Source organism: Ensifer meliloti, from assembly GCF_030064585.1.
In the GTDB taxonomy this organism is placed as follows: Bacteria; Pseudomonadota; Alphaproteobacteria; order Rhizobiales; family Rhizobiaceae; genus Sinorhizobium; species Sinorhizobium meliloti.
The window spans coordinates 770,985-797,773 of the sequence record NZ_CP120364.1 but is presented as its reverse complement, the minus strand read 5'-3'; the positions used below and the strand labels follow the sequence as shown (position 1 = coordinate 797,773).

At 64.3% G+C, this 26,789-nt stretch carries 22 protein-coding genes and 1 pseudogene; 12 read left to right on the top strand and 11 right to left on the bottom strand.

Annotated elements, in window-relative coordinates; all coding sequences use genetic code 11:
• Window positions 1–2: 2 nt before the first annotated feature.
• Complete coding sequence (locus PZL22_RS03625) at window positions 3–1,868, bottom strand: sensor histidine kinase (RefSeq protein WP_003529423.1); 1,866 nt, start codon at window positions 1,866–1,868, stop codon at window positions 3–5.
• A gap of 231 nt (window positions 1,869–2,099) precedes the next feature.
• On the opposite strand from PZL22_RS03625, the gene PZL22_RS03620 reads away from it, so the two are divergent.
• Window positions 2,100–3,425, top strand: a complete 1,326-nt coding sequence (locus tag PZL22_RS03620; protein ID WP_010976308.1) for a dicarboxylate/amino acid:cation symporter — start codon at window positions 2,100–2,102, stop codon at window positions 3,423–3,425.
• Between the two features lie 112 nt (window positions 3,426–3,537).
• Here the strand turns inward: PZL22_RS03620 and PZL22_RS03615 are convergent, their stop codons facing one another.
• A complete protein-coding gene (locus PZL22_RS03615) occupies window positions 3,538–4,467 on the bottom strand; it encodes a response regulator transcription factor (RefSeq protein WP_003529428.1) in 930 nt (309 codons plus the stop codon).
• The gene (locus PZL22_RS03610; protein ID WP_003529429.1) at window positions 4,454–7,834 is read right to left on the bottom strand and encodes a hybrid sensor histidine kinase/response regulator; all 3,381 of its coding nucleotides are present in this window, start codon (window positions 7,832–7,834) and stop codon (window positions 4,454–4,456) included. The genes PZL22_RS03615 and PZL22_RS03610 overlap by 14 nt, the downstream gene beginning before the upstream one ends.
• Before the next feature lie 306 nt (window positions 7,835–8,140).
• Between PZL22_RS03610 and PZL22_RS03605 the strand changes: the two genes are divergently transcribed.
• The 9 genes from PZL22_RS03605 to PZL22_RS03565 all read left to right on the top strand — a co-directional run bounded on the left by PZL22_RS03605 (window position 8,141) and on the right by PZL22_RS03565 (window position 16,122).
• Window positions 8,141–8,479 (top strand): ArsR/SmtB family transcription factor, encoded by a 339-nt coding sequence (locus PZL22_RS03605; RefSeq protein WP_003529430.1) that lies wholly within the window; start codon window positions 8,141–8,143, stop codon window positions 8,477–8,479.
• A 32-nt stretch (window positions 8,480–8,511) separates the two neighbouring features.
• Window positions 8,512–8,976: an SRPBCC family protein gene (locus tag PZL22_RS03600; protein WP_003529431.1), complete on the top strand. Its 465-nt coding sequence runs from the start codon at window positions 8,512–8,514 to the stop codon at window positions 8,974–8,976.
• Window positions 8,973–9,422, top strand: coding sequence for a GFA family protein (locus tag PZL22_RS03595; protein ID WP_003529433.1), 450 nt, complete (start codon window positions 8,973–8,975; stop codon window positions 9,420–9,422). The genes PZL22_RS03600 and PZL22_RS03595 overlap by 4 nt, the downstream gene beginning before the upstream one ends.
• Window positions 9,423–9,634: 212 nt before the next feature.
• Window positions 9,635–10,927, top strand: a complete 1,293-nt coding sequence (urtA, locus tag PZL22_RS03590) for an urea ABC transporter substrate-binding protein (RefSeq protein WP_284718150.1) — start codon at window positions 9,635–9,637, stop codon at window positions 10,925–10,927.
• A 142-nt stretch (window positions 10,928–11,069) separates the two neighbouring features.
• Entirely contained in the window at window positions 11,070–12,683 is a 1,614-nt protein-coding gene (gene urtB, locus PZL22_RS03585; protein WP_284718149.1) for an urea ABC transporter permease subunit UrtB, read from the top strand.
• On the top strand, window positions 12,680–13,855 hold the full coding sequence (gene urtC, locus PZL22_RS03580) for an urea ABC transporter permease subunit UrtC (protein WP_003529439.1): 1,176 nt from the start codon (window positions 12,680–12,682) through the stop codon (window positions 13,853–13,855). Before urtB ends, urtC begins: the two co-directional genes overlap by 4 nt.
• 5 nt (window positions 13,856–13,860) lie before the next feature.
• Window positions 13,861–14,613, top strand: coding sequence for an urea ABC transporter ATP-binding protein UrtD (gene urtD, locus PZL22_RS03575; RefSeq protein ID WP_010976302.1), 753 nt, complete (start codon window positions 13,861–13,863; stop codon window positions 14,611–14,613).
• Between the two features lie 18 nt (window positions 14,614–14,631).
• The gene (urtE, locus tag PZL22_RS03570; RefSeq protein WP_003529442.1) at window positions 14,632–15,327 is read left to right on the top strand and encodes an urea ABC transporter ATP-binding subunit UrtE; all 696 of its coding nucleotides are present in this window, start codon (window positions 14,632–14,634) and stop codon (window positions 15,325–15,327) included.
• Window positions 15,328–15,693: 366 nt separating this feature from the next.
• A complete protein-coding gene (locus PZL22_RS03565; protein WP_003529443.1) occupies window positions 15,694–16,122 on the top strand; it encodes a BRA0787 family protein in 429 nt (142 codons plus the stop codon).
• 62 nt (window positions 16,123–16,184) lie between these two features.
• Here the strand turns inward: PZL22_RS03565 and repB are convergent, their stop codons facing one another.
• The 3 genes from repB to PZL22_RS03550 all read right to left on the bottom strand — a co-directional run bounded on the left by repB (window position 16,185) and on the right by PZL22_RS03550 (window position 19,077).
• Window positions 16,185–17,246: a plasmid partitioning protein RepB gene (gene repB, locus PZL22_RS03560; RefSeq protein WP_033048649.1), complete on the bottom strand. Its 1,062-nt coding sequence runs from the start codon at window positions 17,244–17,246 to the stop codon at window positions 16,185–16,187.
• Window positions 17,247–17,249: 3 nt separating this feature from the next.
• Window positions 17,250–18,512, bottom strand: a complete 1,263-nt coding sequence (gene repA / locus PZL22_RS03555) for a plasmid partitioning protein RepA (RefSeq protein WP_003529445.1) — start codon at window positions 18,510–18,512, stop codon at window positions 17,250–17,252.
• A gap of 145 nt (window positions 18,513–18,657) precedes the next feature.
• On the bottom strand, window positions 18,658–19,077 hold the full coding sequence (locus PZL22_RS03550) for a DoxX family protein (RefSeq protein WP_003529446.1): 420 nt from the start codon (window positions 19,075–19,077) through the stop codon (window positions 18,658–18,660).
• A gap of 328 nt (window positions 19,078–19,405) precedes the next feature.
• Between PZL22_RS03550 and PZL22_RS03545 the strand changes: the two genes are divergently transcribed.
• The gene (locus tag PZL22_RS03545) at window positions 19,406–22,249 is read left to right on the top strand and encodes a DNA translocase FtsK (protein WP_033048650.1); all 2,844 of its coding nucleotides are present in this window, start codon (window positions 19,406–19,408) and stop codon (window positions 22,247–22,249) included.
• A gap of 51 nt (window positions 22,250–22,300) precedes the next feature.
• Here PZL22_RS03545 and PZL22_RS03540 read toward each other — a convergent pair whose 3' ends face one another.
• From PZL22_RS03540 to PZL22_RS03530, 3 genes and pseudogenes are all read right to left on the bottom strand, one after another.
• Window positions 22,301–22,618: a cupredoxin domain-containing protein gene (locus PZL22_RS03540; RefSeq protein ID WP_003529449.1), complete on the bottom strand. Its 318-nt coding sequence runs from the start codon at window positions 22,616–22,618 to the stop codon at window positions 22,301–22,303.
• An 8-nt stretch (window positions 22,619–22,626) separates the two neighbouring features.
• On the bottom strand, window positions 22,627–23,151 hold the full coding sequence (locus tag PZL22_RS03535; protein ID WP_003529452.1) for a DUF4142 domain-containing protein: 525 nt from the start codon (window positions 23,149–23,151) through the stop codon (window positions 22,627–22,629).
• A gap of 78 nt (window positions 23,152–23,229) precedes the next feature.
• Window positions 23,230–23,912: pseudogene (locus tag PZL22_RS03530) on the bottom strand (RNA polymerase sigma factor).
• A 419-nt stretch (window positions 23,913–24,331) separates the two neighbouring features.
• Here PZL22_RS03530 and PZL22_RS03525 point away from each other — a divergent pair.
• The gene (locus PZL22_RS03525; protein WP_324280274.1) at window positions 24,332–24,619 is read left to right on the top strand and encodes an acylphosphatase; all 288 of its coding nucleotides are present in this window, start codon (window positions 24,332–24,334) and stop codon (window positions 24,617–24,619) included.
• Window positions 24,620–24,801: 182 nt separating this feature from the next.
• Here the strand turns inward: PZL22_RS03525 and pcaF are convergent, their stop codons facing one another.
• Window positions 24,802–26,004, bottom strand: a complete 1,203-nt coding sequence (gene pcaF, locus PZL22_RS03520; protein ID WP_003529462.1) for a 3-oxoadipyl-CoA thiolase — start codon at window positions 26,002–26,004, stop codon at window positions 24,802–24,804.
• Complete coding sequence (locus tag PZL22_RS03515; RefSeq protein ID WP_003529464.1) at window positions 26,004–26,789, bottom strand: CoA-transferase subunit beta; 786 nt, start codon at window positions 26,787–26,789, stop codon at window positions 26,004–26,006. Before PZL22_RS03515 ends, pcaF begins: the two co-directional genes overlap by 1 nt.

Sequence of the window (26,789 nt, the reverse complement as noted above, 5' to 3'; positions counted from 1 at the left end):
GCTCAGGCCTTCTTGAGATTGACGGCAAATGTCGTTCCGGAGGGGCCGCTCTCGACCTCGATCGTGCCGCCATAGTCGGAGACGATCTCCTTGGAGATCGCGAGACCGAGGCCCAGCCCGTCTTCCTTCGAAGTGTTGAACGGCGTGAACAGCTCTTCGCGGACATCGGCCGCAATCCCCGGGCCATTGTCGGCGACGGTCAGCGCGATGCCGCCGGCCGCCTCCTCGCAGCGCACCTGGATCGCGCCGTCCTCGCTGTCGCCGATCGCTTCCAGTGCATTCTGCAGAAGGTTGATCAAGACCTGCTCCAGCCGGATGCGGTTGCCGAGTGCCTGGAGACCATCGGGCGGCAGATCGAGGCGGATTGCGTCCATCCGTCCTGCAAACCGGCTGCGGAGCAGCATGAGCGCACCCTCGACGACCTCCTTCATCGCGGTCGGCCCGGCGGCGAAATGGCCCTTGCGGGCGAAGCGGCGCAGTTCGTCGGTGATGGCGCCGACGCGCTCGGTAAGCTCGGCTATGCTTTCCATGTTTTCGGCGGCGGTGACGGTCTGGCCGCGGTGGAGAAAGGTGCGGGCATTATCCGCATAGGCGCGGATGGTGGCGACCGGCTGGTTGATCTCATGGGCAACCCCGGCGGCGACCTGGCCGAGGATCGCCAGCCGGTTCGCCTGGACGAGGTCCTGCTGCACGGCCTGGAGCTTCTCGGTGGTCTGCCGGTGGTCGGCGATCTCGGTTTCGAGACGGTCGCGCGCCATGCGCAGGTCGCGCGTCCGCTCCTCGACGCTCGCCTCAAGCGCATTGCGGGCCAGCCGCTCCTCGGCGCTGCGCATGGCTACTACCTGGCGACGGCGCAGGAGCAATGCGGCAAGCGCGAGAAGCGGTACGAGCGCGGCAAGGGTGAGGAGCTGCGCCTCCCGCGCACCCGCTGCGAGCGGCGCCTTCAGCGGCGACAACTGCTCGAGCCGCCAGTTCGTCGACGGCACCATGGTTTCCACGCGCAGGAAGGCTGCGGTGGAGTCGCCCGGCAGCAGGGCGTCGAGCGTGGAGGAGCCATCGGGCCGCGCTTCGATCTTCCGGAAGGGCAGCGGCAGCAGCGGCGCATCGCCGAACTGCAGGCTTTCGCGAATGGGCGCCAGCCGGTCTTCGGCGATCGGCTTCGTCGTCATGAAGCGCCAGGAGGGCAGGCTGGTGATGAGGACGATGCCGCGCCGGTCGGTGACATAGGCCGGCTTGCCCGAGGCCTGCCAATCCGCCTCGACCCCGTCGAATTCGAGCTTGGCGACGATCACCCCCAGCGGACCGCCGGGCCCGTCGACGCGCCGGGAAATATAAAGCCCGGGCCGATTGCTGACCGTGCCCATGGCGAAATGTTCGGCCATGCCGTCGCGGACGGCGAGCCGGAAATAATCGCGGAAGGCATAGTCGTTGCCGACAAAGCTCGTCGGCTCCTGCCAGTTGCTGGCCGCGACGGCGACGCCGCTCCGGTCGATCAGATAAATGACCGCGGCTTCGGCGCTTGTCGCCAGGGCCTCGAGCTTACGGTTGATGCGGTCGAGCGACGGCCTGTCCGGCGAAAGCAATGCGCCACGAATGGCTGCGTCGTCGGCGAGGACAAGCGGCAGGGCGCGCTGCCGTTCCACGACTGCTCGAAGAAGCGAGGCTTTCAGGCTGGCGTCGATCCGGCTCTGACCGGCAAGGCCGGCGAGCGCCTGCGACCGGCCGTAGTCTCGCGCAAGAAGAAGGCCGGCTGCCAGAAGGACCAGCGCGACTGCCGCGAAAACGAGCCAGGACCGTCGGGCCCGGCTGCGAAGCGCATGCGGATCGCTCGCTTCTGCAGGAAGTTTGACCATGCGAACATTGTGCATGTTTTCGCCCAGGACGCCAGCACTTCTGTGCGGAAATCCGCACATATCCACGAACGGCAAGCGAGCACCGCTCCCAAAAATGTCATGGATTCAATCGCATAGGCCTTCCGCGGCAAACTGGCACGCATGTTGCTGACAAGCTCCACAAGGCAGCCACTGCTGTCGATCTTCGGAAAGCGGCCCGGGAGGCCCGGCATGTTGCCGGACTGGGCCTGCCACGTGGAGGATATCATGATCATCGAACATTCCGCGGAGGTCCGCGGCAAGACACCCCTTTACCGCCATCTCTATGTTCAGGTGCTGGCGGCGATCGCCGCGGGCATCCTGCTCGGGCATTTCTATCCTGATATCGGCACGGAGCTCAAACCGCTTGGCGACGCCTTCATCAGGCTCGTGAAGATGATCATCGCGCCGGTGATCTTCCTGACGGTCGCGACCGGGATTGCCGGCATGACCGATCTCGCCAAGGTCGGCCGCGTCGCCGGCAAGGCGATGATCTACTTTCTCGCCTTCTCCACCCTCGCGCTTGTCGTCGGCCTCGTCGTCGCAAACGTGGTGCAGCCGGGCGCGGGCATGCATATCGATCCGGCCTCGCTGGACGCCAAGGCGGTCGCGACCTATGCCGAGAAAGCGCATGAGCAGTCGATCACCGGCTTCCTGATGAACATCATCCCGACGACGCTCGTCGGCGCCTTCGCCGAAGGCGACATCCTGCAGGTCCTGTTCATCTCGGTGCTCTTCGGTATCTCGCTGGCGATCGTCGGCAAGAAAGCCGAGCCCGTGGTCGATTTCCTGCAGGCGCTGACGCTGCCGATCTTCCGGCTCGTTGCGATCCTGATGAAGGCCGCCCCGATCGGCGCCTTCGGCGCCATGGCCTTCACCATCGGCAAGTACGGTATCGCCTCGATCGCCAATCTCGCCATGCTGATCGGCACCTTCTATCTGACGTCGTTTCTCTTCGTCTTCATCGTTCTCGGCGCGGTCGCACGCTATAACGGCTTCTCGATCCTCTCGCTCATCCGCTACATCAAGGAGGAGCTGCTGCTGGTGCTCGGGACGTCCTCTTCGGAGGCGGCTCTTCCGGGCCTCATGAACAAGATGGAGAAGGCCGGCTGCAAGCGCTCGGTCGTCGGTCTCGTCATTCCGACCGGTTATTCCTTCAACCTGGACGGCACCAATATCTACATGACGCTTGCGGCCCTGTTCATCGCCCAGGCGACCGATACGCCGCTCTCATACGGCGACCAGATTCTGCTGCTCCTCGTCGCAATGCTGAGCTCGAAGGGTGCGGCCGGCATTACCGGCGCCGGCTTCATCACGCTTGCCGCAACGCTCTCGGTCGTTCCCTCCGTGCCGGTCGCCGGCATGGCGCTGATCCTCGGCATCGACCGCTTCATGTCGGAATGCCGCGCCCTGACCAATTTCGTCGGCAACGCGGTTGCGACGATCGTGGTGGCGAAGTGGGAGGGCGAGCTCGATCAGGCGCAGCTTTCCGCAGCTCTCGGCGGCGAGGCGTCCGTCGAGGCCATCCCGGCGGTCGTCCAGCCCGCCGAATAAGCTTGCCTCCCAGGGCGAGACCGCACGCTGGTGCGGTTGGCGCGGTCCGGTTCTCCGGGCCGCGCTTTTTTATCGCCGGCCAGGCCTGAGGGGGTGGGCACTCGGCACAAGATCAGATGCCGTGCAGCACCTGCGTCGCCTTCACTGCCGCCGAGGCCCGGTTTTCGACGCCGAGCTTCACATAGATCTGTTCGAGATGCTTGGTGACGGTGCGCGCGCTCAAGCCCAGGATCTCGCCGATGTCGCGGTTGGATTTCCCTTTGGCGATCCACAGCAGCACCTCGGACTCCCGCTGGGTGAGCCGGAAGTGCTGGCGCAGCGTTTCGTCGTCGCTCATGCCGTTCTCGGCGGTCAGCCGGAATAGGTATTCATTGGCGCCGATCGCGCCGAGATAGGAGATCTGCAGGCCCGTCTGGCTGGCGCGCTGCAGGGTGAAAGTCCCTTGCCTTTCGCCGGGGCTGTTTTCCCGCTCCCGCATCCACTCGGCAATGCGCCCGGCGACGAAGGCAAGACCGTCGTCGCTGCCGGTGGCCGCGTTGACGAGGCGGGTCGCCTGCGGGGTCGACCAGCGGACCGTTCCATCGCCGCGCACCGCCAGCAGATGCCGCCCCGCCGCGTCCAGTGCGACGCGGGCGCTCTGGGCGGAGCGCGCATTGGAAAGATGGACGCGGATGCGGGCGCGCAACTCGTCGATATTGATCGGCTTGGTGAGATAATCGACGCCGCCGGCTTCGAGTGCCCGCACCACATGCTCCGTCTCGGTGAGGCCGGTCATGAAGACCACGGGCACCTGGGCGACGGAAGCATTCGCCTTCAGCCGGGTGCAGGTGTCGAAACCGTCCATGCCGGGCATGACAGCATCGAGCAGGATGATGTCCGGCGTGATGCGATCGGCTATGTTGAGCGCCGCGTTGCCGGAGGTCGCGATCAATACGGAAAAGCCGGACTGTTCCAGCGCTTCGGTCAGGAAGCCGAGCGCCTCCGGCGAATCGTCGACGAGGAGTACGATGTCGCGCACGTTCGCTGCCTCAGGCACGGGCATTCGCCTCCCCGGCGAGCAGGCGTTTTAGAAAGGCGTCATAGCCCGCGAGGTCGAATGCCCCGACATAGGCGCGCGCCGCCTCGGCGAAGGCTCGGTTGTCGGGGTTCAGGGCGATCTCCGTCAATTTTGCTTCGATGCCCCTCACGTAGCCGATTTCGCCGAGCTCGATCAATTCTTTCAAATGATGATGACCGGGGCTCGCCACCGCAGTGGTCTTGTCGGTGCCGGACGTTTCCTTCGGGCCGTCGTCGTAGATCCATTCGAGTTTCAGGTGGATCGCGAGCTTGTCGGTGAGCTGGCGCAGGCCGAAGGGCTTGGCAAGCGCATCGTTGTGGCCGATGGCGCCGGCGGCCGAGCCATCGCCGATATTGGCCGAAAGCATGATCGCCGGCGCGCTCTGGCCGGCTTCCCTCAGCCGCATCACCAGATCCCAGCCGCTCATGCCGGGCATGGAGATGTCGATCAGGAACAGGTCCGGTTCCGTATGTTCGGCGAGCGCCAGGCAGGCCGCCCCGCTCGCCGCCGCAAGAACGGTGAAATCGAGCGGCGTCAGCAGCTCGCGCATCAGGTCGCGGTGATCCGCATTGTCGTCGACCACGATGATCGTCCGGCGTGGCCCGTGATAGGACTTGATCTTGCGCACCGGGTCCTTGAGCGCGGCGGGCCGGTCGACCGCAGAGAGCATCAGCCGGACCTTGAAGGCCGTGCCCTTGTCCTTCTCGCTGGTGACGGAGATTTCGCCGCCGAGCGTCTGGGTGAGCAGGCGCGTGATGGTCAGGCCGAGACCGAGGCCCGGCATGCGATATTCCGCCTCGCCGCGCTGGAAGGGCTCGAAGATCCTGGGCAGGTCCTTCTCGCTGATGCCGCGGCCGCTGTCCTCGATGGTGAAACTTGCAACCTGGCTGCGATAGGCGACGTCGAAGCGGATATGTCCCCGTTCCGTGAACTTCAGGGCATTGGAGAGCAGGTTGACGAGGATCTGCCGCAGGCGCTTGTCGTCGGTCCGCACATATTGCGGCAGCGAGGTTGCGCGGTTGTGCTCGAAGGCGATGCCCTTTGCCTGCGCCTGCGGGCGGAACATGTCGACGATCTGATCCAAGAAGTCCTGAATGTTGATCTCGTTGGAATAGACCTGCAGCTTGCCGGCTTCGATCTTGGAGATGTCGAGGAGGCCGTCGATCAGTCCGGAGAGATGGTCGGCGCTGCGCCTGATCGCCTTGATCGCGCCCTGCCGCAGCGGCGGTATCGTCTCGTCGCGCTCGAGGATCTGGGCGTAGCCGAGCACCGCATTGAGCGGCGTGCGCAGTTCGTGGCTGAGCCCCACGACATAGCGGCTCTTCGCACGGTTGGCCGACTCCGCCCTTTCTTTCGCGTCCTGCAGCGCCGCGTCGGTCTTCTTGTGGGCGGCGATCTCCTTCAGGAGAGCCGTGTTCTGCCGGGAGGATTCCTCTTCCGCAACGACCCGGCTGTCATGGGCAAGCACGTAGAACCAGGACACGACGCCGGCAAGGATGGCAAAGACGAAGAAGACGATGGCGATGGTCCGCTCGACGACCTCGGCGGTCTCGGGAGAGGCGGCCGTCGTCTGGTGGGCGATCATCGCCAGGATGACGCCGATGCCGGTGATCGAGATCACCGCCGAAATCGCGTAACGGCCGAGCCTTGTCGCGAGCTTTGCGACGACCGTTTCGGGCAGCACCGCCTTGGCCACGGTCGCGACCTGCGTGTTCAGCCGCGCCTTCGGCTTGCACATGTCGTGGCAGCGGCTGTCGAGCGAACAGCAGAGCGAGCAGATCGGCGCCGCATAGGCCGGGCACCAGGCCATGTCCTCGGGCTCGAACGGATGCTCGCAGATCGAGCAGGTGATCTCGCTTTCGGCGAGCCAGCTCTTGCGCGGCTTGCGGGCGAGATAGAATTTCCCTTCCGTCCACCAGGCGATCAGCGGCGAGACGACGAAAGCCGTGACGAGCGCGATATAGGGGGCGAGCGAGGCGGCGATTTCGCCCGCTGCGCCGAAATGCGCGACGAGGGCGAAGAGCGTCGACACGCCCATGGTGCCGAGGCCGACGGGGTTGATGTCGTAGAGATGGGCGCGCTTGAACTCGATGCCGGGCGGGGCGAGCCCGAGCGGCTTGTTGACGAAGAGATCGGCGGAGATCGTCGAGAGCCAGGCCATGGCGACGATCGAAAAGATGCCGAGCGTCTCCTCCAGCAGACGATAGATGCCGAGCTCCATCAGCAGGAGCGCGATCGCCACGTTGAACACCAGCCAGATGACGCGGCCCGGATGGCTGTGGGTGAGCCGCGAGAAGAAGTTCGACCAGGCGAGCGAGCCCGCATAGGCGTTCATCACGTTGATCTTGAGCTGCGAGACGACGACGAAAGCGGCCATCAGCAGGAGCGCGGCCGTGTCCGACGGGAAGATGTAGCCGAAGGCGTTGTAATACATCTGCGCCGGGTCGGCGGCCCTGGTCGAGGGAACGCCGGTGCTGAGCGCCAGCACGACGAGAAAGGAGCCGGCCAAGAGCTTCGGCGCGCCGACGATCACCCAGCCGGAGCCGGCAAGAAAGACGGCGATGCGGTGCCGGAGCTTGCGCTCGCCGTCGGGCGGCAGGAAGCGCAGGAAGTCCACCTGCTCGCCGATCTGCGCCATCAGCGCGAAGATGACCGCCGAGGCAGCGCCGAATTCGACGAGATGGAACGACGCGAGCGTGCCGGGGGGACCCGATGTGTGATGGATGCCCGCATAAGCGAGCCACAGGCCGACCTTCTCCCAGTCGGCAAACGCGATGAAGGCGAAGGGAAGAACGTTCAGGACGATCCAGAAGGGCTGCGTGACGAGCTGGAACCGGCTGATCAGCTTCACGCCATGGGTGACCAGCGGGATCACCATGACGGCGCTGACGATGTAGCCGATCCAGAGCGGTATGCCGAGCGCGAGCTCCAGCGCCCCGGACATGATCGAGGCTTCGATCGCGAAGAGGATGAAGGTGAAGCTCGCATAGATGAGCGAGGTGATCGTCGAGCCGATATAGCCGAAGCTCGCGCCGCGCGTGAGAAGGTCGATGTCGACGCCGTGACGGATGGCATAGCGGCTGATCGGCAGGCCGACGATAAGGATCATCAGGCTCGCGACGAGGATCGCGACGATGGCGTTGGTCGTGCCGTAGGACATGGTAATCGCGCCGCCGATGGCTTCCAGCGCCAGGAAGGAGATGGCGCCGATCGCCGTCTGCGAAATGCGCGCGGAGGAAAAGCGCCGCGCGCTCTTGGCGGTGAAGCGCAGCGCATAGTCTTCGAGCGTCTGGTTGGCGACCCAGCGGTTATATTCTCGTCGAACGGGAATGATGCGCTGGCGTGCCGCCATGGTCCCTCGTCATCTCGCATTGCCGGCCGAATGCGCCAGCCGCTCCTGTCGTAACACGGACGAGCGGCCCGGGAAATTGCTGCATTGCGGAAAACGTCGACGCTCCGCGAGGGCCGCTTGATCAGTTTTGATCGTTTTGTATCGAATGTTCTCCCTCTTGAAGCGGATTTGCCCTGCGGTCCCTTGAGGCCGACCAAATGAATGGGCAATGGCGCGGCACCTGTCCATTACAGATCTCAGCTCTTGACAGAACGCCACGCTGCTGCAATAAACCATCAAGTTAATTAACCGATAGGTTAAGCATTGATGGATCAGCTCAGCAGCACCCTGTCGGCACTGGCCGACCCGACCCGCCGTGCCATCGTTGCGCGCCTTGCCGCCGGCGAGGCGACGGTGAACGAACTTGCAGCTCCATTCGAGATGAGCCTGCCGGCGGTCTCCAAACATCTGAAGGTATTGGAACGCGCGGGGCTGATATCCCGGGGCCGTAACGCCCAATGGCGGCCCTGCCGGCTGGAGGCGGCACCGTTGAAGGAAATCGCCGACTGGGTCGAACGCTACCGCCATTTCTGGGAGGGCAGTTTCGACCGGCTCGACAGCTATCTTCATGAACTGCAGCGCAACGAGAAATCGGATCAAGACTGAACCGGGTTCGCCCGACCGCAAGGGAGAAGATCATGAATGCCCCGTCTCTGAAGGAAGAGAACGCGCTTACCATCACGCGCGTCTTCGACGCGCCCGCCAACCTCGTCTTCAAGGTCTGGACGACACCCGAACACCTGGCACGCTGGTGGGGCCCGAAGGGCTTCACGGTGCCCGCGATCACCACCGATTTCCGTGAAGGCGGCGCCTGGCGCGGCTGCATCCGCTCGCCGGAGGGCCAGGACTACTGGGCGCACGGCATCTATCGCGAGATCGTGGCCCCAAGCCGGATCGTCCTCAGCTTCGCCTGGGAAGAGGAGGGCGCCATCGACACGCTGATCACGGTCACCCTCGAGGATGTGGCGGGAGGCACGCGTCTCACCTTCCACCAGGCGCCGTTCACGAGCGCCGAGAGCCGCGATTCGCATGCGGAAGGATGGAGCGAGTGCATGGACCGGCTGGTTTCCTATGTCGCTGCCCGGAAGGAGGAAGTGCAATGAAGAAGACCTATCACGGGAGCTGCCATTGCGGCGCGGTGCGTTTTTCCGCAAATCTCGATCTTGCGCCGGAGGGAAAGCGATCCGAAGCGCCGCGGCCGGGCGTGTGGTGGACGACGACCTTCCGCTGCAACTGTTCCTCCTGCCTGAAGACGCGATTCTGGAAGGTGTTCGTCACGCCCGAGGATTTCTCCCTGCTTTCCGGCGAGGAAGCCTTGGCGGAGTACCGCTTCGGCGAGCGCATGATCCGCCACGTGTTCTGCCGGCACTGCGGCGTCCACCCCCTTGGCAGCGCCGATTTCGAGATCATGGGCGGGCCGTTTCATGCGGTGAATATCGCCTGTCTCGACGACGCGACCGACGAGGAGCTGGCGAATGCCCCGATCGTCTATGAGGACGGGCGCCATGATGCATGGGATCGGTCACCCGCGGTGACGTCCTATTTGTGAGGAGCCGTACCGCTCCTTCGCGTCTGCCGCGGTAGCGACTTGGATCCGCGGCAGAAAACTCCGGGCAGAAGCCCAAGCTTCCTTCTTCCCCCCGCCGCCTACGTAGAATGACGTATGTGCAGTGCAGCGCGGCTGCCCGATTATCCCCCGAGCAACGGCCATGGAGAACGGCCACTTGCGTTGCGGCGATCAGAACAAGGGGGTTCAATCAGATGACTATCAGGGCACGCGTCACCGGCGCATTTCTCGCTGCCGTCCTTTCTACGACGGCGTTCAACGGCGCCTTTGCGGCCGGCGAAACGATCAAGGTCGGCATCCTGCATTCGCTTTCCGGCACCATGGCGATCTCCGAAACGACGCTCAAGGACGCCATGCTCATGCTGATCGAGGAGCAGAACAAGAAGGGCGGCCTGCTCGGCAAGAAGCTGGAAGCGGTTGTCGTCGACCCGGCCTCGGACTGGCCGCTCTTTGCCGAAAAGGCGCGCGAACTCGTCTCCGTCGACAAGGTTTCCGCCGTCTTCGGCTGCTGGACGTCGGTGTCGCGCAAATCCGTGCTGCCGGTCTTCGAGGAGCTGAATTCCATCCTCTTCTATCCGGTCCAGTACGAGGGCGAGGAAAGTCAGCGCAACGTCTTCTATACGGGCGCCGCTCCCAATCAGCAGGCCATCCCGGCCGTCGATTATCTGATGGAGAACGAGGAGGTCGAGCGCTGGGTGCTCGCCGGCACCGATTACGTCTATCCGCGCACGACCAACAAGATCCTCGAGGCCTACCTGATCTCCAAGGGTGTCGCGCCCGAGGACATCATGATCAATTACACGCCTTTCGGCCATTCCGACTGGCAGACGATCGTCTCGGACATCCAGAAGTTCGGCTCGGCCGGCAAGAAGACCGCGGTCGTCTCGACCATCAACGGCGACGCCAACGTGCCGTTCTACAAGGAACTTGCCAACCAGGGCATCAAGGCCGAGGACATCCCGGTCGTCGCCTTCTCGGTGGGCGAGGAGGAACTTGCCGGCCTCGATACCGGGCCGCTCGTCGGGCATCTCGCTGCCTGGAACTATTTCCAGTCGGTCGACAACCCGGCCAATGCGGAGTTCATCGAGACCTGGCAGGCCTATACCAAGAACGACAAGCGGGTCACCAACGACCCGATGGAAGCCCATTACATCGGCTTCAACATGTGGCTGAAGGCAGTCGAGAAGGCCGGCACCACCGATACCGATGCCGTGCTCGACGCCATGATCGGGGTCTCGGTACCGAACCTTTCGGGCGGCTATTCGACGATGATGCCGAACCACCACATCACCAAGCCCGTGCTGATCGGCGAGATCCAGTCCGACGGCCAGTTCGAAACGGTATGGGAAACGCCCGGCCTCGTCGTCGGCGACGAATGGTCGGACTACCTGCCGGACTCGAAGGACCTGATCTCCGATTGGCGCGCGCCCATGTCCTGCGGCAACTTCAATGTGGCCACGGGCAAGTGCGGCGGCAAGGGTTCCTGATTTCATGACGAAAGACTTGCTCAGGGAGCGGCCCGGGTCGGGCCACTCCCCCAAACGCCGCTTTTCATGACGAACCGCTAGCTCGAAATCCCCTCCGTCCGAATGCTTCCCGTCGGACGGAGGCCTGCAAGGCGAGAGACAAATGTACCGCATCATCCCAACCGTGCTGGCTGCCCTGTTCCTTTTCGTTGCGATGGCTCCGGGGCTTCGCGCGGAAGAGGGACTGCGCGATCTGGTGAACGCGCTCGGCGAGGCGAAGCTGTCCGAGATGGACGAGCATATCGCGGCACTGGCGAAGACCGGAAAGTCCGAAGTCGTCGCCATCCTCGAGGCGCTCGGCGAAGGCGAGCTCTATGCGCGCAAGGCGGACGGCCAGGTCTTCCTGACGAAGGAGAACGGTTCGAACCTGGCCCTTACGGATCCGATCTCCGGCGACAGCGCCGGCGAAGCGCCGAAGGCGGCACTTTCGAAGATCAGGGTGAACAACAGCGTGCGGCGCGCCGTGCGCACCGCCCTCGGCAGCCTGACGCTCCTCAGCCCCGATCGCAATCAGCGCCTCAGGGCCGCGCAGTCGGTGCTGCAATCGCCCGATGCCGACGCGCTCGGCGCTATCGAGAATGCGCTGGCTGCCGAGAAGGATGGAGCCGTTCGTGCGGTTCTCGAACAGGCGCGCGCCACGATGCTGCTTCTCTCCGACCGGCCGGTCGAGGAGAAGAAGGAGGCGGTGCGGCTGCTGGAGGAAAACGGCGGCCGCGAGGCGCTGCCGATCCTTTCTGCCGCGCTCGGCTCTGCCGACGAAAGCCTGAAGCCGGACATCGAGGCGGCGCTCGCCAGCATCGAACAGGCGCAAGCCTTCTGGAATGCGGGCCAGAACATATGGTACGGCCTGTCGCTCGGCTCGGTGCTGCTCTTGGCGGCGATCGGTCTCGCCATCACCTTCGGCGTCATGGGCATCATCAACATGGCGCATGGCGAGATGGTGATGCTCGGGGCCTATACGACCTTCCTCGTTCAAGATGTCGTGCGCACCTCCTTTCCTCATCTTTTCGAGTGGTCCTTGGCGATCGCGCTGCCGCTCGCCTTTCTTGTTACAGGCGCCGTGGGCCTCGCACTGGAACGCGGCGTCATCCGCTTTCTCTACGGGCGCCCGCTCGAAACGCTGCTTGCCACCTGGGGCATATCGCTCATCCTCCAGCAGACGGTGCGGACGATCTTCGGCCCCACCAACCGTGAGGTCGGCAATCCGTCCTGGATGTCCGGCGCCTTCGAGCTCGGCGGACTGGCGATCACCTGGAACCGTCTCTGGATCATCGTCTTTGCGCTTGCCGTGTTTGCGGCACTTCTCTTTCTGCTCAAGAAGACGCCGATGGGCCTGCAGATGCGCGCGGTAACGCAGAACCGGCGCATGGCCTCTTCCATGGGCATCCGCACGCCCTGGGTCGATGCGCTGACCTTCGCGCTCGGCTCCGGCATCGCCGGCATTGCGGGTGTGGCGCTTTCGCAGATCGACAACGTCTCGCCGAACCTCGGGCAGGGCTACATAATCGACAGCTTCATGGTCGTGGTCTTCGGCGGCGTCGGCAATCTCTGGGGCACGCTTGTCGGCGCCTTCTCGCTCGGCATCCTCAACAAGTTCCTGGAGCCCTATGCCGGCGCCGTGCTCGGCAAGATCCTCGTGCTCGTGCTGATCATCCTCTTCATCCAGAAGCGGCCGCGCGGGCTCTTCGCACTCAAGGGCCGGGCGGTGGAAGCATGATCACCTCGTTTCTCGTCAAATCGCTGGATCGGACGATCGTCGTCGCTGTCGCGATCCTGCTGGCGCTGGCCGTTATCGTTCCCGCGCTCAACCTCCTGACCGCGCCGGAACACCCGCTGCATGTGCCGACCTATCTGGTCTCGCTCTTCGGCAAGTACCTGACCTATGCGCTCTTGGCTCTGGCGCTCGATCTTGTCTGGGGTTTCTGCGGCATCCTCTCGCTGGGGCATGCGGCCTTCTTCGCGCTCGGCGGCTACGCCATGGGCATGTATCTGATGCGCCAGATCGGCGCACGCGGCTCCTACGGCAATCCGCTGCTGCCGGACTTCATGGTCTTTCTCAACTGGAAGGAGCTGCCCTGGTTCTGGTACGGCTTCGACATGTTCTGGTTCGCAGCGCTGATGGTGGTGCTGGTGCCGGGCCTGCTTGCCTTCGTCTTCGGCTGGTTCGCCTTCCGCTCGCGGGTCAACGGGGTCTATCTATCGATCATCACCCAGGCGATGACCTATGCGCTGCTGCTCGCCTTCTTCCGCAACGACATGGGCTTCGGCGGCAATAACGGGCTCACCGATTTCAAGGACATCCTCGGCTTCAACATCCAGGCCGATGGAACGCGTGCGGCACTCTTTGCAGCCTCCGCGCTGGCGCTTGCCGTTTCGCTCGTCGTCACCTCGGGCATCGTCCGCTCGAAATTCGGCAAGGTGCTGGTGGCGCTGCGCGACGCGGAAAGCCGCACACGCTTTCTCGGCTATCGCGTCGAGCACATGAAGCTCTTCGCCTTCACGGTCTCGGCAATGATGGCGGGCGTCGCCGGCGCGCTCTACGTGCCGCAGGTCGGCATCATCAATCCGGGCGAGTTCGCCCCCGCCAATTCGATCGAGGTGGTCATATGGACGGCCGTCGGCGGGCGCGGCACGCTGATCGGGCCGATCGTCGGCGCGATCCTCGTCAACGGCGGAAAAAGCATCTTCACCGCCGCCTTCCCCGAATTCTGGCTCTTTGCGCTCGGCGGGCTCTTCGTCCTCGTCACGCTTTTCCTGCCGAAGGGCGTGGTCGGCACGGCGCAGAACTATCTCGCAAGCCGGCGCGCATCACACGCGGCGGCCCGGAAGGAAAGCGAGAGCGAAAAAGCGGCGAGCCTTGCGGACGCCGAAACGGTGGCCGCGGAGTGATCGCCATGACCGGAAAGAAACCCAGGAACCTGCTCTATCTCGATGGGGTCTCCGTCTCCTTCGATGGCTTCAAGGCGCTGAACTCGCTCTCCTTCGTCGTAGAGCCGGGGGAACTGCGCGCGATCATCGGCCCCAATGGCGCCGGCAAGACGACGATGATGGACATCATCACCGGCAAGACGCGGCCGGACGAGGGCGAGGTCTTCTTCAAGGGCGACATCGACCTCACCAAGAAAGACGAAGCGGCAATCGCCGAGCTCGGCATCGGCCGCAAGTTCCAGAAGCCGACCGTCTTCGAGAACCATACGGTCTGGGACAATCTGGAGCTGGCGCTGAACCGCAGCCGCGGCGTCTTCGCGACCCTGTTCTATCGGCTGACGAGAGAGGACAAGAGCCGCATCGAGGAGATCCTTTCGACGGTGCGGCTCACGGCGCGCCGCGACGATCTCGCCGCCAATCTCTCGCATGGCCAGAAGCAATGGCTGGAGATCGGCATGCTGCTCGCCCAGGAGCCGGAACTCCTGCTCGTGGACGAGCCGGTGGCCGGCATGACCGATGCGGAGACGGCGGAAACGGCGATCCTCCTGAAGGAAATCGCCAGGACGCGCTCGGTGGTCGTCGTCGAGCACGACATGGGCTTCATCCGCGATCTCGGCGTCAAGGTCACCTGCCTTGCGGAAGGCTCGGTGCTGGCGGAAGGGTCGATCGATTTCGTCAGCAACGATCCGAAGGTGATCGAGAACTATCTCGGCCGATGAGCGGGAGGAATTGAACCGATGCTGAACGTCGAAAACGTCAGCCTGCATTACGGCGCCGCCCAGGCGCTCCGCGACGTCTCGTTCAAGGCGGAAATGGGCAAGATCACCTGCGTTCTCGGCCGCAACGGCGTCGGCAAGTCGAGCCTGCTCAGGGCCGTCACCGGCCAGCATCCGGTCACGAGCGGCACGATCTCTTTCAACGGCGCGCCGCTCGACGGCATGGCGCCCTTCCGGCGCGCCAAGCAGGGCGTCGGCTACGTGCCCCAGGGCCGCGAGATCTTTCCCCTGCTGACGGTGAAGGAAAATCTCGAAACCGGCTTCGCTCCGCTGAGGCGGGCTCAACGCTCGATCCCCGACGATATCTTCAGTCTGTTTCCGGTACTTCAGACGATGCTCGGCCGGAGGGGCGGCGACCTTTCGGGCGGCCAGCAGCAGCAGCTCGCGATCGCTCGCGCTCTCGTGACGCGCCCGAAAATACTGGTGCTGGACGAGCCGACCGAGGGCATCCAGCCGTCGATCATCAAGGACATCGGCCGCGCGATCAAATATTTGCGGGATTCGACCGGTATGGCGATCCTGCTCGTGGAGCAATATCTCGATTTCTGCCGCGAGCTTGCCGACCATGTCTATATCATGGACCGTGGAGCTTTCGTGCACGAGGGCCCGCCGGAGACGCTCGACACCCCGCAAGCGCGCCGGCATCTAACCGTTTGAAGCCCCATGGCGAGCCTGCGCGCGGTTTTCCACAGACCCGGAAACAGCGGGTAAAGTCAATGACTTGGGCCGGAAGCCCGATCTCAGGGGCGCCTCCGGGCGACAGAAAAATCCACTTCTTTTGTGGATTGCATTTGCCCGCTCAAGCGCTTTGACCCATACTGCACATGCATGTTCGATGATTGCTCCTGCATGATTCTTCGACCGGAACCGGTCGAAGGGTTAGCCCATGCAGCAGTCCAAAGTGTCACGGCGCGTTCCATGTCTCTGGACGAAGCATGGTGCCGTGGCGAGTTTCGCAATCACATCTCACTGACAGAATTGGCCATTTCGCGTTTCCGGCCTATCCAATCGGAGGAGACCCTAATGACGAATTTCCTGCCCGCCCTTCATGAAGGGCACGCCCCCATCACGCTCCAGACACTCTTCAAGGATGCCCTCGAAGCCTATGACGACTGGGAGGAGGGCATGCCCGAACCCATCGTTTCCTTCGAGGACAAGGTGCTTCCGGTCAGTGCCGTTTTCGAATGGATGAGACCCTGCACGGACCTCATGCCGGCCAATATGATCGGCATAGTCACCGACCGGTTGACGAAGCCCTGGAGCGGCGCCGGACCGCTGGACGCGATGACCTTCTCGACCGCCGCCCGGGTCATGTCCATTCTGGTGCGGCGGCGCTTGAGACGCTTCGGGCGCGGCTCCATCGAGGCCTTTGCCGAGCGCTTCAGCCATCCGATGCATTCCGTTCCCTCGCCGTCGCCGGATTCGGCGGGATCTCGACCAGCCGGCCTATGAAGACATCGCTCACGACCGTGGCGATGCCCATATGGGCATCGCCACGGTCGAGCTGTGTCGCTCTAAGGCTTCTGATTCTCCACGAAGGCTGCATGCCACTTGGCGAGCATCGACACGGCTTCCTGGACGACGGCCGGATGGGTGCCCGGGAGGAACTCGATCCTCGGCGCCTTCCCATCACGCTTCAGCCGAGCGAAGACCCGCCCTGCCGCGTCCTTCAGTTCCTCCGGCCTTTCCGGTTCCGGCTTGTCGCTTTGCGACAGGCGATTGAAGACGAGCTGAAAGCGTCGGTCTGAATCGACGGCGCGGAAGCGTGGCGAAGCGATCTCGTCTTGGGCTCGGGCGCGCGCCTCTTGCCTTTCAAGCAGCGTCCCGATCGCCATCCAGCGCTCGCGTCCGGCCTTCGGCGCCGGGCCGATGGCGCGGGCGACTTCGTGCGGCACACCGTCCGCCACCTGCAGGAGGCGCGAAAGTTCGCTCTTCTGCACCGCAAGCGCATCGCCGATCACCTTGCGGTCGAAGCCGCGCGCTACGAGCGCAGCGGCGAAAAGCGCACGCTCGATGAAGGAAAGGTTGCGCCGCTCGGCGTTTTCCTTGCCTTGCGCAAGCACGAGCTCGTCATCTGTCAGCGTTCGGACGATCGCCTTTACCTGGAGCTCGAGCCGGCGCACCGCCTTCAGGCGCCGGTGGCCGTAGGCGGTCTGGTAATGGCCCTGCTTTTCCGGGTGCGGGCGAACGAGGATCGGCGATTGCTGGCCGTTCTCGCGAATGCTCTCGACGAGCGCGAGGAAATCCGCATCGTCTATCTCGCCGTCGGTCAGCCGATCCTCGACGAAGGAGCTTTCGACCAGCGCCGGATCGAGCGAAACGACGCGTTCGCCCTGGGTCAACGCTTCCCTGAGCACCCGCGCTTCCTCGGCCTCGCGCGTGATGCTGCCGAGAGAGAGCCCCATGGCCTTCACTGCGCCGGAAGCCGCACGGGGCGCATCGAGCGGAGCGGCCGGCCTGGCGTTGACAGGTGTCAACTCGCCCGACGCCGTTTCGGCGGGGGTTTGCGGATCGGCGGCAGGCGCACCCGCGGAAAACAGTGCCCGCAATTCGTTTTTCCGGTTATTGCCAGCCATGACTCAGCGCCCCCATGCCGCGTGAATGAGAGCCTCGATCTCGCCGTTGACGGCATTCAGCGACTCGATCGCCCGGTCATAGGTCGCGCGGGTGAAATTCTCCCGGCCCACCTCGTAGAGCGTCTGCTTGGTGAGACCCGCATCCGAGATCGCGGTCGACTTTACCATGGCGGAGGTCAGCACCCGGTCGCCGAAGAGCGAGCGCATGAAGCCGACGATCTGCGCCTGCGGTCCGTCATTCGGCTCGAAGCGGGTGACGAGATAGCGCAGGAAATCAAAATTGAGCTCGCCGCCGGCGTCGCGCACGACGCTGAGCAGGTCCGAGGTCATGTAGAGGAACTGGTTCATCGATGCGACGTCGAGCATTTGCGGATGCACGGTGACGATGACCGACGTCGAAGCGCAGAGCGCCGAAAGCGTCAGGTAGCCGAGCTGCGGCGGGCAGTCGATGACGACGACGTCGTAGTCGTCGGCGACGCTTGCGAGCGCCGCCTGCACCCGGGCGAAGAAGAGCGGCCCGGCATCGGCACCGCTTTGCCGCGCACTGAGCGCCTGCGGCGTCGTGTGTTCGAACTCCTGCAGTTCGAGGTTGCCCGGCACCAGGTCGAGCCCGTCGAAATAGGTCTTGCGGATGATGTCCTTCAGCGGGCGCGCCTCGGCGTCGTAACGGATTGCGCCATAGAGCGTGTCGTTGCCGGTGAGGTCCAGTTCCGGCTGGTAGCCGAACAGCGCCGAAAGCGACGCCTGCGGGTCGAGGTCGACCGCAAGCACCCGGTGCCCGGTCAGAGCGAGATATTGTGCGAGATGGACCGATGAGGTCGTCTTGCCGGAGCCGCCCTTGAAGTTGGTGACCGAGATCACCTGCAGATGCTCGCTTCTCGCGGCATCGCGCCATTTGAGATAACCGCGCGCCTTGGCGCCATTGCCTTTGGCGATCGCCTGTTCGGCCAGATGCCGGCGCAGCGCGTTGATATCGGAGAGCGAATAGGAGCGTCGTCCGCCGGCGCCGGTGTCGGGCTGCGGCCCCTCGCCAGCCAGCGACAGCTGGCGCAAGTATCCGTCGGAAACGCCGATGAGCTTGGCGGCCTCGCCGGAGGTGAAGCTCCGGAGCGTCTTCATCGCCGTCGGCGCAAAGAGCCGGTCTCGCATCGCTTTCAGCTGTTCGGAAAGCGCCCGCGCGTCGGCGGCGATCGCCTCGTCTGCCGGTCTGCGCGATGCCCCGCCGGTCGCGCCTGTCGTCGTCGTCGCTGCCGTCATCATATCCATGGTCGAATCTCCTCGTGCCGCATGGCGCGCTGCCGCCGTGCAGATGCGCCTGCCGCATGTCCTGACAGAGCAATCGTTTAGCTACGCCGAAATGCGAAATATGCGGTCTATTCCGTTAGAGGAATGATTCATCCTCTGATTCGCGTCAACCCATTTCTCGGCCGGCGCGGGCGGCCCGACCATCCAGGCTGAAGGCACCCGCGCCGAAGGCGGCGATCTGAAGGAAGCCGCCGGTGATCGCCAGATTCTTCATGAAGTGGATCATCTGGTTCTGGTCGGCGAAGTCGGTGTGAAAGCCGATCGCCGAGGCCAGGGTGAAGGCTGCAAGGATCAGCGCCACCCACCGTGCCCGGTAGCCGAGGACGAGGAGGATGCCTGCGCCGATCTCCACGGCAAGAGCAACCGCATAGGCGACCGGAGGCAGGGGCAGCCCCGCCGACGCGATGTAGCCGATCGTGCCGGATGGATCGCCCAGTTTTCCGAAACCGGAAAGAATAAACATGGCGGCGAGAAGCAGGCGGCCGATGAGGGCCAAGGAGCTTTGAAGTGCGGGATTGTCGCTCATGTGACGTGCCTTTCTTCACTATGGCCTGATCGCGAACGCATACCCGCTCCGAGCCTTCGGAACGGCGGCAAGCGCTCGCTGCTCCATGATTGTAAATGCACAGCCCGTGGATCGGAAATTTTCCACAACTGAAACAGAAATTGAACGGAACGGAATTGAATCCCCAAAGCGCGGGAAAGCCTTGCGCCGCGAGCACCGGACGGTACTTGGGTGGGTTTTCGAGGCGGCCCGGCGCCCTTCCGGCGAGGCTCCCGGAAGTAAGTTGTTAACCTTCATTTCCTATTCCCTAGGGCAGCCCCTTCGATGATGAATTTCGAGTTTTCAGGCCATGCGCATTCCCCGGACAAATTTCTCGCCTGCAGCTTTGTACGACGCAAATCACGCGGATGATTACGAGGACCCGCATCCGGCTGCGCAAGGTGCCGCGCATGTTCCGGCGGCGCCTGAGGCGGCCGCTCACGACCATCTGTTCGAGGCACCGGAAGCGCCGCGGCGCGCGCCCGGCCATCGCGACGAGGAGACAGGCTATGCAGGCCGCGCCGCGCGCCTCTACGGTCACGGCTCCGCCTATGCTCCGGCCGAGGTAACCGTCTCTACGCGCGATCCGCTTCCCACGCTTGCCGAGATCACCGGCCTATCCGGCGAGCCGGGCTGGGAGAGCCACTTCTTCCTGTCGCCGAATGTGCGCTTCACGCGTACGCCCGAGCGCGAACTCATGAAGCGTCACCCGCCGGCGCCCGAAGAAAACCGGGCTGAGGCCGACGAAGCCGCGGCGGAAGCGTCCGATCCCGAAACGGTGATGGACGTGGTACCGGCCGGGCCCGCTCCGTCCGTGGTCGAAACGGAACTGCCGTCCTACAGTCCGTCCGAGCTCCTCCGTGTGCTGACGCAGCAACTGCCCTCCTGGAGCGCTGCACGCTCGCAGGCGCCGGAAGCGAGCGTCACCAAGCCGGCAATCACCGAAAGCGTGGCCGTGGCGGAGGAAGAGCCCGCCACTCCTGAAACGCCATCTGCCCTGCCGGTAACGGACGAAGTGCCTGTGGTTCCGCATGCACTGCCCGTCGCGAATCTTGCGCCCGAGAGTGCCGCAGTGGAGGAGGACGTGCCCCATCAAACAGACGCGCGCCTGGCCTATCTTTCCGATTTTGCGTTTTTCGAGTTCATGCCGCTCGAAGTCGCGGCTGTTCCGCCGACTGTCACGGAACCTGTGAAGGACGCCGCGCGCATTCCCGCGCCGATCGCAGCCGTGCCGAAGGTCTCGCCACCGAAGATCGTCGCTGCAATGCCTGTCGAGATCCGGCCGCAGCCGCCCACGGCGATAAGCTCGCTGTTCCGGGTGGTGGAATGCCGGCGGCCCGAGCCCGCCACTGCCGAACCGGTTACGGCCGCGCCGCAGGATATCGCCGCTGAGCCGGCCGCCGCGGAGGCTGCCGCCCTTCCGGCCCCCCAGTTCGTCGAAACACCAGCCCCGGCGCTCGCCGAGCCCGCCATCGTGCCCGCAAGCGAACCGGCTCCCGAAGCGCCGGTGACCAGGGCGGCGATCACCATGCCGGCCGTGATACAGCGTTCGTCGCCGTCTCTGCCGCCGATCGGCGCCCTCGAGCCGCTGCAGGGTGGCGACGCCTACGAATTTCCGTCGAAGGAGCTCCTGCAGGAACCGCCGCAAGGCCAGGGTTTCTTCATGACGCAGGAGCAGCTCGAGCAGAATGCCGGATTGCTCGAAAGCGTGCTCGAGGATTTCGGTGTCAAGGGCGAGATCATCCATGTCCGCCCCGGCCCTGTCGTCACGCTTTACGAATTCGAGCCCGCGCCGGGCGTCAAATCCTCCCGCGTCATCGGCTTGGCCGACGATATCGCCCGCTCGATGTCGGCGCTCTCTGCCCGAGTCGCTGTCGTGCCCGGCCGCAACGTCATCGGCATCGAGCTGCCGAACGCGACGCGCGAAACCGTCTATTTCCGCGAGCTGATCGAATCCGGCGATTTCCAGAAGACCGGCTGCAAGCTGGCGCTCTGCCTCGGCAAGACGATCGGCGGCGAGCCGGTGATCGCCGAACTCGCAAAGATGCCGCATCTGCTCGTCGCCGGCACAACCGGCTCAGGCAAGTCGGTGGCGATCAACACCATGATCCTGTCGTTGCTCTACCGGCTGAAGCCGGAAGAATGCCGGCTCATCATGGTCGATCCGAAGATGCTCGAACTCTCCGTCTATGACGGCATCCCGCATCTGCTGACGCCCGTCGTCACCGATCCGAAGAAAGCGGTGATGGCCCTCAAATGGGCGGTGCGCGAGATGGAGGACCGCTATCGCAAGATGTCGCGGCTCGGTGTGCGCAACATCGACGGCTACAACCAGCGTGCGGCGGCCGCGCGCGAGAAGGGCGCGCCGATCCTCGCGACGGTGCAGACCGGCTTCGAGAAGGGCACCGGCGAGCCGCTCTTCGAGCAGCAGGAAATGGACCTTTCGCCGATGCCCTATATCGTCGTCATCGTCGACGAGATGGCCGACCTGATGATGGTCGCCGGCAAGGAGATCGAAGGGGCGATCCAGCGGCTTGCGCAGATGGCGCGTGCGGCAGGCATCCACCTGATCATGGCGACCCAGCGTCCCTCGGTCGACGTCATCACCGGCACGATCAAGGCGAACTTCCCGACCCGCATCTCCTTCCAGGTGACCTCCAAGATCGACAGCCGCACCATCCTCGGCGAGCAGGGGGCCGAACAGCTCCTCGGCCAGGGCGACATGCTGCACATGGCCGGCGGCGGCCGCATCGCCCGCGTCCACGGTCCGTTTGTTTCCGATCAGGAAGTCGAACATGTGGTCGCGCATCTGAAGACGCAGGGGCGTCCGGAATATCTCGAGACGGTGACCGCGGACGAAGAGGAGGAAGAGGTCGAGGAGGATCAGGGCGCCGTGTTCGACAAGAGCGCGATCGCCGCCGAAGACGGCAACGAGCTCTACGATCAGGCGGTGAAAGTGGTGCTGCGGGACAAGAAGTGCTCGACCTCCTACATCCAGCGCCGCCTCGGCATCGGCTACAACCGCGCCGCCTCGCTGGTCGAACGGATGGAGAAGGACGGTCTCGTCGGTCCGGCGAACCATGTCGGCAAGCGCGAGATCATCTACGGCAACCGCGACAATCCGCCGAAGCCGGAAAGCGACGATCTGGACTGAGTTATCATCGCTTCTGCTCCCTCCGGCCTGCGGGCGAGAGGGAGCTGCGGATCACGGCCGCACGGTGATGTGGCCCTTCATGTTCGGGTGGTAGCGGCAGATATAATCGAAGCTGCCCGCTTCCTGAAGCACCAGCCGGCCGGATTTGTTCGCCGGCAGAAGCACGTCCGCGCCGCCTTCGACGGTCGCCGTGTGGACGAGCGCATCCCTGTTGATCCACTCGACCTCGTCGCCCACCTTCGCCTCGATCTCCGCGGGCAGGTAGACGAGGCGATCGATCGCCACCTGGATGGTTTCCGCCTGCGAAGGAGCGGCGGCGGCCGCCGCTCCCACCGACAATAAGACAATTGCCGCTCGCGTTATGAACATCGCCGCGCTCACTTCAATTCGGCCGCGACGTGCTCGGCATGCTGCTGATGTCCCTGGAACAGCTTCAGTCCGGTCTCGAGCAGCGATTTGAGTTCGGCATTCTGAGCCGACGGGATCAGCAGCGTTTCCAGCGCGCCGTTGACCTCCTTGTGGTAGGCGACCTCGTGTTCGATATAGGCCTTGTCGAATTCCCCGCCCTTGAGCTTCGCCAGCTCCTGGCGTTTCGCCTCGGCCGCTTGCGAGAGGGATTTGCTCGTGTCGTTGTCTTCGGGCGTGACGTTGAGCTTCTTGACGAGATCGAGGGCTTGCTTGTTCACCGACTCGTGGTCGCGCAGCATGCTTTCGGCGAATTCGACGACGGTCTTGTTCTTCGACGTCGCGATTGCCTGTTTGGCGGCTTCGACGTCGAGCACGCCGGCAGTGTAGGCGATGTGGGCGATTTGCGGGTCGGTCGGCTTGTCGTTGCCGAGTGCCCCGCCGGTGCCGAAGAGGAGGGCGATTGCGGCCGCTGCGGTCGTCAGTTTGATAGTCATGGGATGTTCCTTTCCTCGAAGATCAAAGCCTGGTTTGGACGACATGCTTTGGATGCTTCGCGGCTCGAGACGTTCCCGCTATTTTCCGTCCGGTTCCGGGGGCCGAGGCGAGATGCGGGCAGAACGGCCTCGGTCAGAAGCTCGCAGCGCTTTCCCGCGAAAGGAAAGGCATCGAGCAGAACCGGGCCGATCTGCCGCTCCAACTGCTCTTTCAGGATGCGGCGCGCCCGGTGCAGCCTTGTGCGTGCCGTTTCCGGTTTGAGGCCAAGCAGGGCGGCCGCCTCTTCGTTGTCGAGCCCTTCGATGACGCGCAGCACGAATACGGTGCGGTAGGTGTCCGGGAGATCGTCCGTCAGCCTTTCGACGAGATCGAGGATTTGTCGCTGTGCCATCGTCTTTTCCGGATCGCTGATGCCTGAATTGAGGGGAAAGGCGATGATCTCCGCCTCTTGCGACTGCCGCATGTCCTTGGCCAGTCTCATCTGTCGCCGTCTTTTCCGCAGGCGGCCGAGCGCCTCGTTGATGACGATGCGGGCGAGCCAGGTCGTGATCGCCGCATCGCCGCGAAAATCCTCAAAGCGTGTGAAGGCCCGGACATATGCCTCCTGCAGCACGTCTTCCGCATCGCTGTCGTTGCGCAGGATGCTCCGGGCGATCCGGTAGAGCTTGCGGTTGTGCGCCTGCATGATCGCGCGGAAACGGGCGAGGTCCTGCGCAAGTGGCGGCGCATTCAGGCAAAGGTCGGTTTCAGCGGTAGGCATGGTCGGGCTCCTTCTCGGATATTGGATGCCCTATCTCCGGAAATGTTCCCAGCTATGTGCCGGCCAAGTTTCGGATCTTACCGCGGTGTTGTCTTGTAAGGATAACGGAATTCGGGATCGCCGCCGGCTCAATGCCTCGGCTGAAAGAGAAAACCCGGCGCGGGAGGAGGTGCGCCGGGCTTTCGATCCTGACCGGCAACTGGGAGGAGGAGGGTTGCCGATCCCGCGATGGAACTGGGAGGAGGAGTGTTCCATCGACAGTTACATAATAATGCTGCAGTGCAGCATCTTCAAGACCGAAAATGAAATTTTTTCCGGCTGATAAAGAAGTGCCCGAGGTCGGGCATCGGCAGCGTCACGAAGACGCTTGCCTTAGCCGCCATATGCGCCAGATTCGAAAGGGAAAGGAGGGCAACGCCATGACGAAGGACCGCAGGGCCGCTCTGGTCAGGATTACCGGACGGGTACAGGGCGTGTGCTTTCGCGACTGGACACGCGAGGAGGCCGAAAGGCTCGGCCTCGACGGCTGGGTTCGCAACGAGAGCGACGGCTCGGTGACCGCCCTCATCGCCGGCCCGGACGGGGCCGTCAGCAGAATGCTTGACCATTTCTGGAAAGGACCGCCCGGCGCTTCCGTCGCCGATGTCGCGAGCGAGGAGGCTTCTTCCGTCGAAGCGCCGGCGGGATTTCGCATTACACGCGGATGATCTTGGGCACTGCAGAACCCCTCCCCAACCTCTCCCCACAGCCCCACAAGGGGGAGGGGCTCGGTGCCCGCGGCAATGGCCTGCCAGTTTCGACGTTTCTCCTCGGGAGACCTCGACGCAGAACGGTGCCGCACGTAAGCCCCTCTTGTGGGGAGGGGTTGGGGAGGGAAGGCATCGCCGCCTTACACCCGCTCCAGCGCCACCGCGATGCCCTGGCCGACGCCGATGCACATGGTGGAGAGCGAGGTGCGGCCACCCGTTTCGGCAAGCTCCAGCGCTGCCGTTCCGGTGATGCGCGCACCCGACATGCCGAGCGGATGGCCGAGCGCGATGGCGCCGCCGTTGCGGTTGACGCGGGGATCGTCGTCGGCGATTCCCAGCGCGCGCAGGACCGCAAGCCCCTGGCTGGCAAAAGCCTCGTTGAGCTCTATGACGTCGAACCGATCTTGCGTCGCGCCGAGCCGCGTCATGAGCCTCTGCGAGGCGGGCACCGGTCCCATGCCCATGATGCGCGGCGGCACGCCGGCGGAAGCGCCCCCGAGGATGCGGGCCATGGGTCGCAGCCCATGCTTTCTGGCAGCCTCCTCGGAGGCGATGATGAGCGCCGCAGCGCCGTCGTTGACGCCCGAAGCGTTGCCGGCGGTGACGGTGCCGCCCTCCCGGAAGGGTGTCTTGAGCCCGGCGAGCGCCTCGATCGTCGTGGCGCGCGGATGCTCGTCGCGGTCGATGACGACCGGGCCACCCTTCCTTTGGGGGATGGTGACGGCGACGATCTCGCTCGCAAGGCGGCCGTTCGCCTGGGCGGCCGCGGCCTTTGCCTGGCTGCGCAGGGCGAAGGCGTCCTGGTCCTCGCGCGAAACCTTATAGTCTTCGGCGACGTTCTCGCCGGTCTCCGGCATCGAGTCGACCCCATATTGTGCCTTCATCAGCGGATTGACGAAGCGCCAGCCGATCGTCGTGTCGTGAATTTCGGCGTTGCGCGAAAAGGCGCTCTCGGCCTTCGGCAGCACGAAAGGCGCCCGCGACATGGACTCGACGCCGCCGGCTATCATCAGCTCGGCCTCGCCGCATTTGATCGCCCGCGCGGCCGCAATCACCGCGTCCATGCCGGATCCGCAGAGCCGGTTGATCGTCGTGCCGGGAACGGCGACGGGCAGCCCCGCAAGCAGCAGCGACATGCGTGCGACGTTGCGGTTGTCCTCGCCCGCCTGGTTGGCGCAGCCGAAGATCACGTCATCGACCGCTTCCCAGTCGACCGACCTGTTGCGGTCCATCAGCGCCTTCAGCGGTATGGCGCCGAGGTCGTCGGCGCGCACCGAAGCGAGCGAGCCGCCGAAGCGGCCGATCGGGGTACGGATATAATCGCAGATATAGGCTTCGCGCATCACGCTGCCTCCTTTCCCGCGGCCTCATGGGCTTTTTTGGTGCGGGCGTTGATGTCGCGCAGAACGACCAGCTCGGTCTCGGTCGGTGCCGGTGTTTCGATGACGGTCTCCGCGAATTTGATCGGCCAGCCGCAATTTCCGGCGATCTGATCCCGAGCGACGCCGGGGTGCATGGAAACGACGGTCAGTTCCTTCGTCTCCGGATCCGGCTCCAGAATGCAGAGATCCGTGATGACCCGGGTCGGGCCGCTGGTCGTCAGTCCGAGCCGCTCCCGATGATTGCCGCCTTCGCCGTGTCCCATGGAGGTGACGAAGGGCAGCCTCTCCACGAAGCCGCGCTTCGTCAGCGCCATGGTGATGAAGATGCGGCCGCAATTGGAGGCGATTTCCGGCGCACCGCCGCCTCCCGGCAGGCGCACCTTGGGATGGTCATAGGGGCCTACGACGGTCGTATTGAGATTGGCGAAACGATCGATCTGCGCGCCGCCGAGGAAGCCCGTGGTTATCCGGCCTCCCTGGAGCCAGTAGCGGAACATTTCCGGCACCGAGACGGTGAAGAGCGCGGTATCGCAGAGCTCTCCGTCGCCGATCGAGAGCGGCAGCACGTCGGGCTTGGTGCCGACGGTGCCGCTCTCATAGATCAGCGTGATATCCGGCGCATGCGTCAGCCGCGCCACATTGCAGGCGGCTGACGGCGCGCCGATGCCGACGAAGCAGACGTCGTCGTTGGAAAGCGCGCGCGCCGCGGCGATCGTCATCATCTCGGTGGGGGTGAAATCAGTCAT

What these genes read in the sequence shown, in the direction of transcription:
- urtB (WP_284718149.1), top strand. Translation starts at nt 11,070, where the DNA reads ATGTACCGCATCATCCCAACCGTGCTGGCTGCCCTGTTCCTTTTCGTT.
- urtE (WP_003529442.1), top strand. Translation starts at nt 14,632, where the DNA reads ATGCTGAACGTCGAAAACGTCAGCCTGCATTACGGCGCCGCCCAGGCG.
- PZL22_RS03535 (WP_003529452.1), bottom strand. Translation starts at nt 23,151, where the DNA reads ATGACTATCAAACTGACGACCGCAGCGGCCGCAATCGCCCTCCTCTTC.
- repB (WP_033048649.1), bottom strand. Translation starts at nt 17,246, where the DNA reads ATGGCTGGCAATAACCGGAAAAACGAATTGCGGGCACTGTTTTCCGCG.
- PZL22_RS03545 (WP_033048650.1), top strand. Translation starts at nt 19,406, where the DNA reads ATGCGCATTCCCCGGACAAATTTCTCGCCTGCAGCTTTGTACGACGCA.
- urtC (WP_003529439.1), top strand. Translation starts at nt 12,680, where the DNA reads ATGATCACCTCGTTTCTCGTCAAATCGCTGGATCGGACGATCGTCGTC.
- pcaF (WP_003529462.1), bottom strand. Translation starts at nt 26,004, where the DNA reads ATGCGCGAAGCCTATATCTGCGATTATATCCGTACCCCGATCGGCCGC.
- PZL22_RS03540 (WP_003529449.1), bottom strand. Translation starts at nt 22,618, where the DNA reads ATGTTCATAACGCGAGCGGCAATTGTCTTATTGTCGGTGGGAGCGGCG.
- repA (WP_003529445.1), bottom strand. Translation starts at nt 18,512, where the DNA reads ATGGATATGATGACGGCAGCGACGACGACGACAGGCGCGACCGGCGGG.
- PZL22_RS03615 (WP_003529428.1), bottom strand. Translation starts at nt 4,467, where the DNA reads ATGCCCGTGCCTGAGGCAGCGAACGTGCGCGACATCGTACTCCTCGTC.
- PZL22_RS03610 (WP_003529429.1), bottom strand. Translation starts at nt 7,834, where the DNA reads ATGGCGGCACGCCAGCGCATCATTCCCGTTCGACGAGAATATAACCGC.
- urtA (WP_284718150.1), top strand. Translation starts at nt 9,635, where the DNA reads ATGACTATCAGGGCACGCGTCACCGGCGCATTTCTCGCTGCCGTCCTT.
- urtD (WP_010976302.1), top strand. Translation starts at nt 13,861, where the DNA reads ATGACCGGAAAGAAACCCAGGAACCTGCTCTATCTCGATGGGGTCTCC.
- PZL22_RS03525 (WP_324280274.1), top strand. Translation starts at nt 24,332, where the DNA reads ATGACGAAGGACCGCAGGGCCGCTCTGGTCAGGATTACCGGACGGGTA.
- PZL22_RS03595 (WP_003529433.1), top strand. Translation starts at nt 8,973, where the DNA reads ATGAAGAAGACCTATCACGGGAGCTGCCATTGCGGCGCGGTGCGTTTT.
- PZL22_RS03600 (WP_003529431.1), top strand. Translation starts at nt 8,512, where the DNA reads ATGAATGCCCCGTCTCTGAAGGAAGAGAACGCGCTTACCATCACGCGC.
- PZL22_RS03550 (WP_003529446.1), bottom strand. Translation starts at nt 19,077, where the DNA reads ATGAGCGACAATCCCGCACTTCAAAGCTCCTTGGCCCTCATCGGCCGC.
- PZL22_RS03620 (WP_010976308.1), top strand. Translation starts at nt 2,100, where the DNA reads ATGATCATCGAACATTCCGCGGAGGTCCGCGGCAAGACACCCCTTTAC.
- PZL22_RS03625 (WP_003529423.1), bottom strand. Translation starts at nt 1,868, where the DNA reads ATGCACAATGTTCGCATGGTCAAACTTCCTGCAGAAGCGAGCGATCCG.
- PZL22_RS03515 (WP_003529464.1), bottom strand. Translation starts at nt 26,789, where the DNA reads ATGACTGATTTCACCCCCACCGAGATGATGACGATCGCCGCGGCGCGC.
- PZL22_RS03605 (WP_003529430.1), top strand. Translation starts at nt 8,141, where the DNA reads ATGGATCAGCTCAGCAGCACCCTGTCGGCACTGGCCGACCCGACCCGC.
- PZL22_RS03565 (WP_003529443.1), top strand. Translation starts at nt 15,694, where the DNA reads ATGACGAATTTCCTGCCCGCCCTTCATGAAGGGCACGCCCCCATCACG.